A 13,922-nucleotide genomic window follows, 5' to 3' on the forward strand; every position below is an offset into this window, starting at 1 on the left:
ACCTAGGTGCCGGGCCGGAACTGGTGCAGCACAAGGTCGTTATCGAAAGTCTGGTAGAAGACCTCGACCGGCATCCCGACCGTGACGTCCGCCGGGTCGATCTCGCACAGGTTCGACACCAGCCGCACCCCTTCGGCGAGCTCCACCAGCACAACGACGTAGGGGTACTCGAAGAACGGAAACTTGGGTTCGTGCGGCATCACGTAGCTGTAAACGGTGCCGCGGCCCGAGGATTCGATGGCCTCCCAGTCCAGGGAACGGCAGTTGGGGCACATCGGCCGCGGCGGATTGCGCAGCGTCCCACATCCGTTGCAGCGCTGGATCAGCAGCTTGTGCTCGCGCAGCCCGTTCCAGAAGAACTCGGTGTCCGGACTGATCGCCGGTGCCAGTCGGCTGGTCATGAGTTCTCCGGCCTGAAGCGCAGCACCCGGAATCGCTGGCGGCCCAGCACTTCGCCGTTCTGGTCGGTGTAGGTGATCACCCAGGTCAGGAAGAAGCCGGATCCCTTCGCCGTCTTCTTCTCCTCGGAGACTTCCTCGAACACCGAGGTCGAGCTGATCACGTCGCCAAGGCGGGGATAGCGTTCGATCTCGAACTCCGAGTTGGTCGCCACCGTGCTGCTGTATCCGGCTTCGTCGAGGAATGCCGTGGGGTTGTCCTTGATCTCCATCGGCGCGCCGCCGCGCTCGCCAATCCCCTCCAACTTCGGCGACGGCATCGTCCAGGTTTGCAGCATGACCGGCGGGGACACGATGCCGCCGAACCGCGACGCGCCCGCGAACTCCGGATCGAGGTAGACCGGGTTCATGTCGTCGAGCGCGTAGGCCCAATGCCGGATCATCGGTTGGTTCACCGGATCCGGTGCAATGGTTGGTTTTCCGCTGCCCCCGGTGGGCTGGTCGACCAGGCCGCGCAGCTTGGCGCGGAACTCGGTATCTTGGTCGGTCACGTGCTGGATCCTCCTGACTTGTCTTGACCATCGTTTGGAGCCCGAAGGTCACGAGGTGCTCGCGGCATGCCCAATCCGGCCATGGCGATGATGTCACGCTGAATTTCGTTGGCGCCGCCGCCGAACGTGTTGATGACCGCAAACCGGTACGCCGATTCCAGGGCCCCGCGCAGTGGTGCGTCGATGCCCTTGCGTAATCCGTTGTGGCCGAGCACTTCCAGCAGTTGACGGGCGACCTGCTGGGTGAGTTCGGTGCCGAACACCTTCGCGGCCGAGGCTTCCCCCATATTGAGCACGCCCTTCACCATCGCCGCGTTGATCCGCATATTGACCAGTTTGTAGGCGGCGACCTGAGCTTCGACCCGGGCGAGTGTCAGCTGGACCCACGGCTGGTCGATGACGCGCCCCTCGTCGAGCTCGGTGGTGCGGGCCCAGTCCAACGTCTTCTCGAACAGCGGCTCGAGCGCAGCGAGATTGCCCAGGGCCGCGCGCTCGAAGTTCAACTGGGTGGTGATCAGCTGCCAGCCCTGGTTTTCCCCGCCCACCACCGCGCTCGCCGGCACTCGCACATCGTCATAGAACGTGTAGAAGGTCGAGATGCCCGGCATGGTGTGCAACGGTTGCCAGGAGAAGCCCGGCGACGAGGTCGGCACGATGAGGATGGAAATCCCCCTGTGCTTCTTCACGTTTGGATCGGTGCGTGCGGCGAGCCAGATGTAGTCGGCGTACGCGGCGCCGCTGGTGAACATCTTCTGCCCGTTGATCACGTAGTCGTCGCCGTCGCGCACCGCGGTCGTGCGCAGTGATGCCAAATCGCTTCCGGCCCCGGGCTCGGAATAGCCGATCGCGAACTCGATGCTGCCGTCGAGAATTGCCGGCAGAAACCTCTGCTTCTGTTCCTCGGTACCGCACTGCATGAGTGTCGGTCCGACCGTGTTGAGCGTCACCAGCGGGATCGGAGCGTTGACCCGGTGCGCCTCCTCGGAGAAGATGAATTGCTCCATCGCCGAGAAGCCGTGTCCGCCATACTCTTTGGGCCAGCCGACGCCGAGCAGGTCGGCGGCGGCTAGGGCGCGTACGCATTCCCGAACCTCCGGGCCGCCCTCGACGCGGTCGTTGATCGCATCGAGGCGCTCTTGTGTCATCACCTGTTCCAGCGTGTTGCGGATTTCGGCGCGCAGCTGCTCCTGCTCTTGGGTGTACTCGAGTCGCATTGTTCAGCTACCCGCCCCGAGTCGCACCGGCATGCGTTTCACCCCGGGCACCATGGTGGCCCGCATTCGGTTCACCTCGCCCACCAGCTCGATCGAGGGGAAGCGCCGCAGCAGTTCGTCGAACATGACCGTCGCCTCCAGGCGCGCCAGTTGCGCACCGATACAGGAATGTTCACCGCAACCGAACGCGATGTGCGGGTTCGGATGCCTGGTCACTTTGAATTCTTCTGAGTCGGAGCCGAATACGTCTTCATCCCGGTTGGCCGAGCCGTACAGCATCACGACCACCTCACCCTCCTTGATCCGCTGACCACGAATCACGACGTCGGTCGTGGCGGTGCGTGCCATATGGACCACCGGGCTATTCCACCGCAACATCTCTTCGACGGCAGCCGGGATCAACGCCGGGTCCTCGACCAGCAGGCGGCGTTGGTCGGGATGTGTGATCAGCGCGAGCGTGCCCAGCGCGATCAGATTGCGGGTGGTTTCATTTCCGGCGACCAGCAGCAGGAACGAGAAGTTGAGCAGGTCTTCGTCGGTGAGCCGTTGCTCGTCGATCTCGGCTTCGGCCAAGATCGACAGCAGGTCGTTGCGCGGCTCGGCCCGGCGGGCACCGATCAGTTTCTGGAAGTACTCGTAGAGCTGTCCCATCGCCACGAGGGAGTCGAGCTCGATCTCGGGGTCCGCGTTCCCGGTGGCCGCGTCCGACCAGGCCCGGAATTGCTCCCAGTCGTCGGGCGGGGCGCCGATCAGTTCGGCGATCATCCGGGTGGGCAGCGGCGCGGCGATCTCTTCGGCGAACTCGTGCACGGAGCCGGGTTCGATGCCGTCGAGGATCCCGCACACGATTTCGCGGATCTTCGTTTCGAGCATCGCCACCTGCCGCTTGGTGAAGCCCGAGTTGATCAGCTTGCGCAGCTGCCGGTGCCGGGGCGGGTCGGTGAAGATGAGGTTGCCCTCCTGCACCGGGTTTGGCGTCGCCGGATCGGGGATGGTGATGCCCTTCGTCGACGAGAACAGGGCCGGGTTGGTCGACACGAAGCGGACGTCTTCGTACTTCAGCAGCGCCCAGAAGTTGGTGACGTCGTTCCAGCAGACCGGCCGTGTCGCGCGCAACTCCCGGTATGCCGGGTAGGGATCGCCCGCATAAAAGTCGGGGGAGTGCAGGGGAAAAATAGTCTGCACAGCCAAGCCTCCCTAGAGATGAAGCAGGATCGACATCCGCCACCGATCCGACATTTTGTCGCAATGTGTCCTGCGAGGTTGTGTCTACTCTGGGCGGCCCAACCCTGTCAATACGCGCGCAACGCGCTGCAATGGCCCGGAATTCACGTGATTGGTGATTGACGGCATAGGTGCATGGGTGTACACCGGGTGTTTAGATGACCGACTTCGCGTGAGGATGCAGATGACCGAGCTACAAACTCCGGGAACTCTTGTCGACACCTACCAGCTCTACATCGACGGCAATTGGGTCGAGCCGGGCGACGGTCGCTACGACGACATCTCGCCGGCCAGTGAGCAGACCATCGCGACCGCACCCGACGCGAGCGTCGCCCAGGTCGGTGACGCGATCACCGCCGCGCGCCGTGCTTTCGACAGCGGACCGTGGGGCACGATGAGCGCCGAGCAGCGCGCCGGGTGTCTGAACCAGCTGGGTGACGCGCTGATGAAGCACGCTGACGATTTCTTCGCACTGTCCCAGCTGGAGTGGGGCTGCATCGCGAATGAGCGCATGATGCAGATCGACGGCGCCGGGTTCATGTCGATGCACGCCGCGCAGCTCACCACCCAACTGACCGAGCAAGAGGTTAGCGGGATGGGCGCTGGAAATACGTTGCTGCGCCATGAGCCGCTGGGTGTCGTGTCGGTATTGACGCCATGGAACTTTCCGCACTGTCTCAACGTCATGAAACTGAATCACGCCTTGGCCGCGGGCAATACCGTCGTGCTCAAGCCCTCCCCGTTGACACCGCTGGCCGGTCTGGCGCTGGCGCGACTCATCGACGAGCACACCGACATCCCGCCCGGGGTGGTCAATGTCGTCACACCCTCGGGAGTCGAGGCAGCGAAGCTGCTCACCACCGACCCGCGGATCGACATGGTGAGCTTCACCGGCAGCTCGGTTGTCGGTCGTCAGGTCATGTCCGCCGCGGGCGACACGATGAAGCGAATCTTGCTGGAATTGGGCGGCAAGTCGGCGAGCATCGTCCTCGACGGCACCGAGGTCACCGACGAAATGCTGCAGCAGATGCTGTTCCAGTCCTGTTCGATGCACGCCGGACAGGCGTGCATCCTGCACAGCCGGCTGCTGCTTCCCGATTCGCTGCACGACGACGTCGTGGAGCGGCTCGCGGCATTGGCCAGTGAGGTCAAGGTCGGCGATCCCGCCGATCCCGACGTACAGATGGGTCCGCTGATCAGCGCGGCGCAGCGGGAGCGGGTGGAAGCTCACGTCGCGGGCGCACTGAGCGACGGGGCGAGGCTGGTGACCGGTGGCGGTCGCCCGGCCGGATTGGACGTCGGCTTCTACTTCGAGCCAACGATTCTCGCCGATGTCGAGCCGAATTCGACTATCGCACAAGAGGAAGTGTTCGGTCCGGTGTTGACGGTGCTGCGCTACCGCGACGACGACCACGCGGTTGCGATCGCCAACAACTCCCAGTACGGCCTGTCCGGCGCGGTGTGGGGCGGCGACGTGGACCGTGCCGTCGGCGTCGCGCGCCGCATCCGTTCCGGCCAAGTCGCCGTCAACGGCGCTAGTCCGGGTGGCGCGCCGTTCGGCGGCTTCAAACTCAGCGGGCTGGGTCGCGAGGGCGGTGGAATCGGCGGGATACATCAGTACATGGAACCGATGGCCATCGGCCTTCCCGCGTGACGGGACCCCTTGCCGGGCTCCACGTCGTCGAAATCGCCGAAGAGATCCCGGGCCCTTACGCCGCAAAGCTTCTCGCGGACCTGGGCGCCGACGTCATCAAGATCGAGTCGCCCGCCGGAGATCCGCTGCGCTGGTGGGGCCCGTTCCCGGACGGCGTGCCCGACCCGCAACGCAGCGGCCTGTTCGAGTACCTCAACGCCGGTAAGCGCTGCGCCGCTATGACGGACGCGCGCGAGCTGATCGCGCAGGCCGACGTACTCGTCGAGAATTTTCCGCCCGGCACGCTGGAAGGCTGGGGATTCGACCTCGACAGCCTGACCAAGCTCAACCCGAACCTGGTGCTGCTCCGCATATCTCACTTCGGGCAGTCCGGCCCGTGGCGGGATCGGCACGCCACATCGCTGACGCTGCAGGCCGCGTCGGGCTGGATCAGCGCGCGGGATCCGGACCGCCCTCCGGTGCAGGTGGGCGCCCGCATCGCGGAGTACGTCGCGGGTGCCTATGGCGCGTTGGGGGCGCTGACGGCGCGGCGGCTCGCGGGCCGGCGTGGCGAAGTCGTCGAAGTCGATGTGTCCGAATTGGAGTCGCTGTTGTCGACATTGCCCTATCCCATGCTGATGGCGCAGCGGATGCTAAGTCTCGGCTTGCCCACCAACGCGCGGGGGGCGCCGATGTTGGGGGTCGTGCGGGCCGCCGACGGCTGGGTGGGGATCAACTGCCTGACGGGTCAACACTGGCTCGACGTGTGCGCGATGCTCGGCCTGCCGGAGTTCGCTGAGCAGCAGATCGCGATCATGTTGGGCGGCCCCGAGCGCGCCGAGTTCTACGCTCGGGCAGAGCCATTGCTCGCTGAGCAATCCGTCGCGGAGATCGTCGAGCTGAGCCAGGCGCTGCGCATTCCGGCCGCCCCCGTCAACGACGGCGCCACGGTGCTGGACTGCCCGCAATACGCCAAGCGGGGGTTCTTCGTCGGAGGCGGTGCTGCGGGCTGGTCGTTCCAGCGCCCGGGGCACGCGTTTCGGTTCACTAAAAGCACTGTTGCACAGCCGGATCCGGCGCCCCGCCGAGGAGTCGACGAATTGCCCTTCGCGGACCTGAAAGTGCTCGACCTGAGCACGTTTTGGGCCGGAGCGTATCTGACCTGCTACCTCGGTGCGTTCGGCGCCGACATCGTCAAGATCGAGTCCATCCAACGGCCCGACGGTTTTCGCTACTCCGGAGCGTTTCCCTTCGAGGATGACGACTGGTACGAGCGCAGCCCGCTATGGCAGGCCACCAACCTCAACAAGCGAGACCTCACCCTCGACCTGACCTCGCGGCGCGGCCTGGAGATCGCCCGGCGGCTGGCCGCGCAGGCCGACGTTGTCGTGGAGAACTTCTCACCACGAGTGGTCGAGCAGTTCGGCCTGGACTATGAGTCGCTGGTAGCGCTGAAGCCCGACGTGATCATGGTCCGGATGCCCGGTTTCGGACTGCACGGCCCCTGGCGCGATTACGTCGGCTGGGCGTTGAACTTCGAGCAGACCGCGGGCATGTCGGCGGTCACCGGCTATGCCGACGGGCCGCCGTGCAATCCGCAAGGTCCGGCCGATCCCGTCGTCGGTGTGCACGCCGGTGTCGCGCTGTTGGCCGCACTCGAGCACCGGCGCCGCACCGGGGAGGGGCAACTGATCGAGGTCGCCCAGATCGAGGTCGCCGCGTGCGTGACCGCCGAACCGGTGATCGAGTATTCGATGAACGGTGTCGTCTCGCCGCGGGCAGGTAACCGCCGGCGCGGTTACCTGCAGGGGGTATATCCGACGGCTGCGGAGGGTTCCTGGGTGGCGCTGTCGGTGCCCGACGACGGGTCGATCGACCACGACGTGTTCGACGAATTGGTCGCCGCCTGGACTCGGACCCAGCAGCCGGCCGCGATCGTGGAAAGCCTTCGGGCACAGGGCATTGCGGCTGAGCAGGTGATCACCGGCGAGCAGATGTATGACCCCGATCTCATCGGGGCCCAGCTCGACGCGCGCGGATACTACGAAAAGTTCGAGCATCCGATCACCGGCTCGCACCGCTACCCCGGCTGGCCGTTGCGGATCACCCCCGGGCCGCAGCGCCACCACCGCATGGCGCCGCCCACCCTCGGCCGGCACAACGACGAGGTCCTGGGAGGCCTGGGTGTTTCCGATGACGAGCTGGCGACCCTGCGTGACCAACGGGTGATCGGGGAGCGGGTGCTGCACGCTTAGGGCTGCCGAGCCTGTGAGCCTTTGGTAAACGGCTCGTCACATGCAAGGCTGCTGGGATGGTGCCAGCGATCGATCGCCCGAAGCTCGAAGGAAATATTGCGGTCGGCGAGAACCGCCAGATCAGCTTCGCAGAGTTCGGCGCGCCGCAGGGCCGACCGGTCTTCTGGCTGCACGGCACTCCCGGCGCCCGCCGCCAGATCCCGACCGAAGCACGCGTCTACAGCGAAGACCACAACATCCGCCTGATCGGCGTCGACCGACCCGGCATCGGCTCGTCGACACCGCATCGGTACCCGTGCATCTTGTCGTTCGCCGATGACCTGCGCACCATCGCGGACACGCTCGGCGTCGACAAGATGGCCGTCATCGGCCTGTCCGGTGGTGGCCCGTACGCGCTGGGCTGCGCGGCGGCAATGCCCGACCGCGTGGTGGTCGCCGGCATCCTGGGCGGCGTGGCGCCCACGCGCGGCCCCGAGGCGATCAGCGGGGGCGCGATGAACCTCGGGGTGCGGATTGCGCCACTGCTGAAGCTCGGGGGTGCTCCCCTGCGAGTGGGCGCGAGCATGCTGGTCCAGTCCATCCGGCCCGTCGCGTCTCCCGCGCTGTACGCGTACGCCGCGGTCTCGCCCCAAGCCGACCGTCACCTGCTGACCCGTCCCGAGTTCAAGGCGATGTTCCTCGACGACCTGCTCAACGGCAGTCGTAAGCAGCTGGACGCCCCGTTCAACGACGTCATCCTGTTCGCCCGGGACTGGGGATTCCGGCTCGACGAGGTCAAAGTCCCGGTTCGCTGGTGGCACGGCGACCACGACCACATCATCCCGTTCTCGCACGGGCAGCACATGGTTTCCCTGCTGCCCGACGCGGAGCTGTTCCGATTGCCCGAGGAAAGTCATCTGGCCGGGCTGGGCCGCGGCGAGGAGATCCTGTCCACGCTGATGAAGCTCTGGGACGAGCAGGCCTGATGCAGGGTCGCCGAGTTAGCTGAGCTTCGGCTCCGGGAGGCGGGCGCGGCGTGTCAGGGCCGACAGCGAGGCACGGTGACCCGAGCCGGTCGGTCGCTACCGTTGGGGCTATGGAGACCGCGGAGAGCCGAAGCACCCTCGGCGATCGGTTGCGGAAGGCGCGGATGGAGTCGTTCGTCGGCAGAGATGCCGAAAGGGCACTATTTCGTTCCGCGCTGGAGCACGACGAATACGGCTTCTCCGTGCTCTATATCCACGGTCCTGGTGGGGTGGGGAAAACGACGTTGTTGCGGGTTCTCGCCGACGACGCCCGCGCGACGGGCAGGTCCGTGGTCGAGGTGGACTTGCGGGTGACCGGCGCAACCCCAGCCGCATTCGAAGCCGCCTGCGGTGACGCACTGACAACAGACGGTGTGGTGCTGGTGGTCGACACCTTCGAACAGAGCCAGGCGCTGGAGACCTGGCTGCGCATCCGTTTCCTGCCGCGGCTGCCCATTGACGCACTCGTTGTCATCGCTGGGCGGGTGCCGCCGGACCCGGGCTGGAGCACCGAGCCCGGCTGGAACGACACCCTGCGGATCATCACCCTGCCCGACCTGAACACCGCGGACGCGCGCTCGTTGCTGGCGGCGCGGGGAGTGCCCGAGGAGCTGTACGAGCAACTGCTCACCTTCGCCGGCGGTCAGCCGCTGGCGCTGACCCTGGCAGCGGATCTGGCGGCCCGCGGGCCATCCGCGCCCAACGACTGGATACCTGACCAGGAAGTGATAAAGACGCTGCTGCACAGGCTGGTTGGCGACGTTCCCACACCAGCGCATCGTCGGGTTCTCGAGGTATCTGCCCACGTTGAGGTCACCACCGAGGAACTGCTGCGCAGCGCGATCGGGGACGGCGCCGCGGAGCTCTTCGAATGGCTACGCGGGCTGCCGTTCATCGAGTCCGGCCCGCATGGTGTGTACCCGCACGACGTCGTCCGCGAGGCGCTGACCCAGGATCTACGCTGGCGCGACCCGGAAGGCTACGGGTCGCTGCACCGCAAAATTCACGATCATCTGCTCGACCGCGTCCGCGGCGCTGCCGGCCCGGACGTGATCGAGACGACCCGCTCGCTGCTCTTCCTGTATCGCACTGCCAGCGCGGTTGCCGACTATGTCACCTGGACCGGCCGTGGCGAGGTCTACGAGGACAACTATCTGCCCGAGGACCGGGCGGCGGTGCTGCGGCTGACCTCCGAATACGACGGGGCCGAATCGGCACGAATTGCCGCCTTCTGGCTCGACCGCCAACCGGATGCCTTCCACCTGATACGCCTGGCCGAGACCGGCGAGGTGATCGCCTACTCCGCGTGGCTGCGGCTGCACAGTCCTCCCGAACCGGAAGAGATCGCCGCCGACCCGGTCGCCGCGGCCATATGGCGCCATTGCGACGCCCGTGGCCCCGTCCGCCCCGGCGATCACCTCGCCGTCTCGTGCTTGATCGTCGCCAAAACCTACGGAGACGTATCGCCGGCCGGCGACCTCATGTTCACGCGGGTGGTCGCTGAGTGGGTGCGCGCCGAACGGATGGCGTGGTCGTTTCTGGTCCGCCGGATAATCAAGCGCTGGGACACCCAGTCGAAGTCGGTGGAGCACCTGCCGATCCGCGAGCGTGTGGCGATCGACGGCAGAGAGCTGGTGGTGTACGCCCACGACTGGCGCACGGACCCGTTGCAGATGTGGCTGTCCCGTCATGACACCGAGGCCGTGTCCGGACGGCGGCCTGCCGCGGCGCCCGAGTCGTACCGCACTGTCCTCTCTCGCCCGCAGTTCGACGCCGCCGTGCGCGAGGCGCTGCGACACATCAGCCGTGACGCCGACCTCGACGCAAACCCGTTGTGCGGCACTCGATTGGCGGATCAGGGGCACGAACTGCGGACATTGCTGACTCGGGCTGTCCAGGCGCTCGCGGACGATCCCCGTGCAACTAAGCAATACCGCGCCGTGCACACGACCTTTTTCCTTCGAGTGCCCACGCAGGAGGCCGCGGCCGAACGGCTTGGTCTGCCCTTCAGCACCTACCGCCGGCACCTCACCGGCGGAATCGAGCGGATCTGCGAATCCCTGTGGGACCGCGAATAAGCACGTACGCGGGCTGATCCGAGAAGGCCACCGCGGGGGCCCGGTGAGCAGTACGGGCCCAACTTGGGCAATCGGTGAGCACTTAATGGCCTAGGAACTGAGCAACGGGCCGCCGCATGATCGTGGCGGCCACCCTCTGTTGCCCGATAACGCCTCAGAAGTGGTCAGCTGATTGGCGATTGGAGAGAAACATGAGCAGCAAGAACGTAATTGAGAACAGTGTGTCGAGCACGGGGGTGTTGGACACCGAGTTGACTCGGCGTGCGTTACGAGTGGTACTCGACAAAACCACCGAGATGGCCGATGACGTGCTGCGGGTACCCCTGCATTACTACCGGGATCCCAAGATCACCGAGATCGAGGAGTCGCAGATCCTCCGGCGCACCCCACTGGCCATCGCCTCCAGTGCGCAGGTAGCCGCACCGAACGATTACGTCGTGCGCTCGGTGCTGGGTGACTCGTTGCTGGTCACGCGTGACAAGGACGGTGAGAGTCACGTCTTCTTGAACTACTGCCGACACCGCGGCGCGATGCCTGCGTGTGGTTCAGGCAACGCCACCCGTTTCGTGTGCCCGTACCACGCATGGACGTACAAGAACGACGGGAAGCTGTTCACCGTCTCCGGTAGCGCGGGCTTCTCAGGCATGGACAAGGGCGACTACGGACTTGTCGAGTTGCCCAACCAAGAGCGCCATGGCTTCATCTGGGCGGTGCTGAACGCCGATGCGGACATCGATGTCGACGAACATCTCGGCGACCTCGGTCCGGACATGGAAGCGCTGGGCTATTCCTCTTTCGGCTATCACTCGCACCGTGAGTTTGAGTCGGAGGTGTCCTGGAAGTGTGCGTTAGAGGCGTTCGCGGAGAGCTACCACTTCCCGTTCGTCCACGGCCAGAGCATCATTGGCCAGAGTGCCTTGGCGAACACGTCCATCTACGACCGCTACGGCAAGCACCATCGTTTGGGTTTTCCATTCAACTGGATCACCAACCTGGAGAGTGACCCCAACGGTTCCTGGGACGTCCACGACAACATCGGGGTCATCTATTGGATCTATCCGAACTTGATTCTTGCGAACAGTTCGATGGGTGTGGAGGTCATCGACATCCTGCCCGCCGGGTCGCCGACCCGGTGCACCGTCCGCCACAGTTGGTTGGCACGCGTACCTGCCGCCGACGACGAAATGCGGGCCGGCTACGACATGATCTTCGACGCGGTTCACGCGGCCGTGCGCGATGAGGACTTCGCGTTGCTGCCACAATGCGGGGAGGGCCTCCGTCACAGCCAACACGACCATATGATCATCGGGCGCAACGAAATTGGTGTCCAACACATGATTCGCGTCTTCGCCCAGGAACTCGGCGTGGCGTTAGGCTGATCGCAGACCCAGGCTTCCCGGGTGAATCATGTCGCGGCCTGCGACGCCCTTGGCCGCGTCCGCCTCGGCGATCGGCCACCACTCGCGTGAGCATTGTGGTCATTCCCGGTATGCCCGACAATCGAGTTTTGCCGTGACGCCGAACTCGACGCAAACCCGTTGTGCGGCAATCGATGTGCAGATCAGGGGCACGAATTGCGGACGTTGCTGACCGAGGCCGTCCAGGCGCTCGCGGCCGCACGGCTTGGTCTGCCCTTCAGCACCTACCGCCGGCACTTCACCGGCGGAATCGAGCGGATCTGCGAATCCCGTGGAACCGCGAAGAAGCACGTCCGCGGGCTGATCCGAGACGGCCACCGCGGGGGCCCGGTGAGCAGTACGGGCCCAACTTGGGCAATCGGTGAGCACTTAATGGCCTAGGAACTGAGCAACGGGCCGCCGCATGATCGTGCCGATGACCGGACGAACTCAAGCGTTTGTGAGCGGCGCCGTAGCCGTGGCGGAGGGTCACCTTCTGTTGTCCGATGACGCCTCAGAAGTGTTCAGCTGATTGGTGATTGGGGAGAAACATGAGCAGCGAGAACGTAATTGAGCACGGTGTGTCGCGTTCCAGCAGGCACCGATCCACCAAGACCGTTGACGAACCGACGAATTGTTCTGAGGCGCCCACGGCGCCCGTTCATGTTCGGGCATTGATCATCGGGACTGGATTTTCTGGCCTCGGTATAGCGATTGCGTTGCAGAAGCAGGGTGTGGAGTTCGTCATTTTGGACAAGGCCGACGAGGTCGGCGGCACCTGGCGTGAGAACAGCTATCCCGGCGCGGGCTGCGACGTGCCCTCGCACCTGTATTCGTTCTCATTCGATCCGAACCCGGCATGGAAGCACCTGTTCTCGTTCCAGGGCGAAATCCTGGACTACCTCAGGGGTGTCACCGAGAAGCACGGACTGCGTCCCCACATCCGGTTCGGCTCGCGGGTCGATCGGGCGCACTGGGACGACGCCGAGTACCGCTGGCATGTCTTCACCGACTGCGGGCAGGAGTACGTCGCACAGTTCCTCATCTCGGGTGCGGGCCCACTGCACATCCCGTTCATACCCGACATCAAGGGTCTCAATGAATTCTCCGGGGAGGCATTTCACACCGCGCAGTGGGACCACGGCGTCGACCTCACCGGCAAACGTGTCGCGGTGATCGGCACCGGCGCCAGCGCCATCCAACTCGTGCCCCAAATCGTGGGCCAGATCGCTGAACTGCAGCTCTATCAGCGCACTCCGCCGTGGGTGTTCCCGCGTCCGAACTTCCGGATCCCGCAAAGCCTGCAGCACGTTTTCGCCTACGTTCCCGGCGCGCGGGCGGCGCTTCGCACCGGCATCTACTGGTTCCTCGAGGCCACGGCATACGCCATGACCCGGCGTCCGGGGCTGCTGCGGGGCTACGAGGTGCTCGCCAAATGGAACATCCGGCGCACTATCGCCGACAAGGAACTGCGCGCCAAGTTGACGCCACGCTATCGCGCCGGCTGCAAGCGAATCCTGTACTCCGCGAGGTATTACCAAGCGGTCGCCGATCCGAAGACCGAACTTGTCACCGAACGGATCGCCCGCATCACACCCGACGGCATCGTCACCGCCGACGGCGCCGAACGCGACGTGGACGTCATCATCTTCGCCACCGGCTTCCACGTAACCGACTCCTACACCTACCTCGATATCAAGGGGCCGCGCGGTGAAAGTCTGGTCGACCGGTGGAACCGGGAGGGGGTGCAGGCGCACCGCGGGATCACGGTCGCCGACATGCCGAACCTGTTCCTGCTCATGGGACCCAACACCGCCCTGGGGCACACGTCGGTGGTGTTCATGATCGAATCGCAGACCCGCTACATCGCCGATGCCATCGCTGCCGTGGACAAGCGGCACGCATCGGCGCTGGCACCCGACCGCGCCGCCCAGGACCGGTTTAACGAGAAATTGCAGCGCAAGCTGGCCGGCTCAGTGTGGAACAGCGGCGGCTGCCGCAGCTGGTACCTCGATGAGCATGGCAGCAACCGGACCCTGTGGGGCGGATTCACCTGGCAGTATCGGCTGGCCACCCGCTCACTCAAACCGGCTGAATACAGCTTCGTCGACCCAGCATCCGATGCACTGAAACCCGAAGGCGCGTAGCTGAATTCACCAATCCTGAGC

The 13,922-nt window shown here is 65.2% G+C and carries 11 protein-coding genes; 7 read left to right on the plus strand and 4 right to left on the minus strand.

Annotated features, from left to right (window positions below; translation table 11 throughout):
* Positions 1-2: 2 nt before the first annotated feature.
* Genes ACTXG5_RS12725 through ACTXG5_RS12740 form a run of 4 tightly spaced genes read right to left on the minus strand, consistent with a single transcriptional unit; the run spans position 3 to position 3,348 of the window.
* Positions 3-401, minus strand: coding sequence for a Zn-ribbon domain-containing OB-fold protein (locus ACTXG5_RS12725; RefSeq protein ID WP_445163981.1), 399 nt, complete (start codon positions 399-401; stop codon positions 3-5).
* Complete coding sequence (locus ACTXG5_RS12730) at positions 398-949, minus strand: FAS1-like dehydratase domain-containing protein (protein ID WP_445163982.1); 552 nt, start codon at positions 947-949, stop codon at positions 398-400. Before ACTXG5_RS12730 ends, ACTXG5_RS12725 begins: the two co-directional genes overlap by 4 nt.
* On the minus strand, positions 946-2,163 hold the full coding sequence (locus tag ACTXG5_RS12735) for an acyl-CoA dehydrogenase family protein (protein ID WP_445163983.1): 1,218 nt from the start codon (positions 2,161-2,163) through the stop codon (positions 946-948). The genes ACTXG5_RS12730 and ACTXG5_RS12735 overlap by 4 nt, the downstream gene beginning before the upstream one ends.
* A 3-nt stretch (positions 2,164-2,166) precedes the next feature.
* Positions 2,167-3,348 (minus strand): cytochrome P450, encoded by a 1,182-nt coding sequence (locus ACTXG5_RS12740; RefSeq protein WP_445163984.1) that lies wholly within the window; start codon positions 3,346-3,348, stop codon positions 2,167-2,169.
* A 223-nt stretch (positions 3,349-3,571) separates the two neighbouring features.
* Here ACTXG5_RS12740 and ACTXG5_RS12745 point away from each other — a divergent pair, with 223 nt between their 5' ends.
* From ACTXG5_RS12745 to ACTXG5_RS12775, 7 genes are all read left to right on the plus strand, one after another.
* Complete coding sequence (locus ACTXG5_RS12745; RefSeq protein ID WP_445163985.1) at positions 3,572-5,041, plus strand: aldehyde dehydrogenase family protein; 1,470 nt, start codon at positions 3,572-3,574, stop codon at positions 5,039-5,041.
* A complete protein-coding gene (locus ACTXG5_RS12750) occupies positions 5,038-7,275 on the plus strand; it encodes a CaiB/BaiF CoA transferase family protein (protein ID WP_445163986.1) in 2,238 nt (745 codons plus the stop codon). The genes ACTXG5_RS12745 and ACTXG5_RS12750 overlap by 4 nt, the downstream gene beginning before the upstream one ends.
* 56 nt (positions 7,276-7,331) lie before the next feature.
* Positions 7,332-8,240, plus strand: coding sequence for an alpha/beta fold hydrolase (locus tag ACTXG5_RS12755; RefSeq protein ID WP_445163987.1), 909 nt, complete (start codon positions 7,332-7,334; stop codon positions 8,238-8,240).
* A 110-nt stretch (positions 8,241-8,350) separates the two neighbouring features.
* Complete coding sequence (locus ACTXG5_RS12760; protein WP_445163988.1) at positions 8,351-10,357, plus strand: AAA family ATPase; 2,007 nt, start codon at positions 8,351-8,353, stop codon at positions 10,355-10,357.
* Positions 10,358-10,548: 191 nt separating this feature from the next.
* A complete protein-coding gene (locus ACTXG5_RS12765; RefSeq protein ID WP_445163989.1) occupies positions 10,549-11,736 on the plus strand; it encodes an aromatic ring-hydroxylating oxygenase subunit alpha in 1,188 nt (395 codons plus the stop codon).
* 195 nt (positions 11,737-11,931) lie between these two features.
* Positions 11,932-12,156, plus strand: a complete 225-nt coding sequence (locus ACTXG5_RS12770) for a hypothetical protein (RefSeq protein ID WP_445163990.1) — start codon at positions 11,932-11,934, stop codon at positions 12,154-12,156.
* Between the two features lie 149 nt (positions 12,157-12,305).
* Positions 12,306-13,901 (plus strand): flavin-containing monooxygenase, encoded by a 1,596-nt coding sequence (locus ACTXG5_RS12775; protein WP_445163991.1) that lies wholly within the window; start codon positions 12,306-12,308, stop codon positions 13,899-13,901.
* Positions 13,902-13,922: the final 21 nt, after the last annotated feature.

It is taken from the genome of Mycobacterium sp. Dal123C01 (assembly GCF_052566995.1).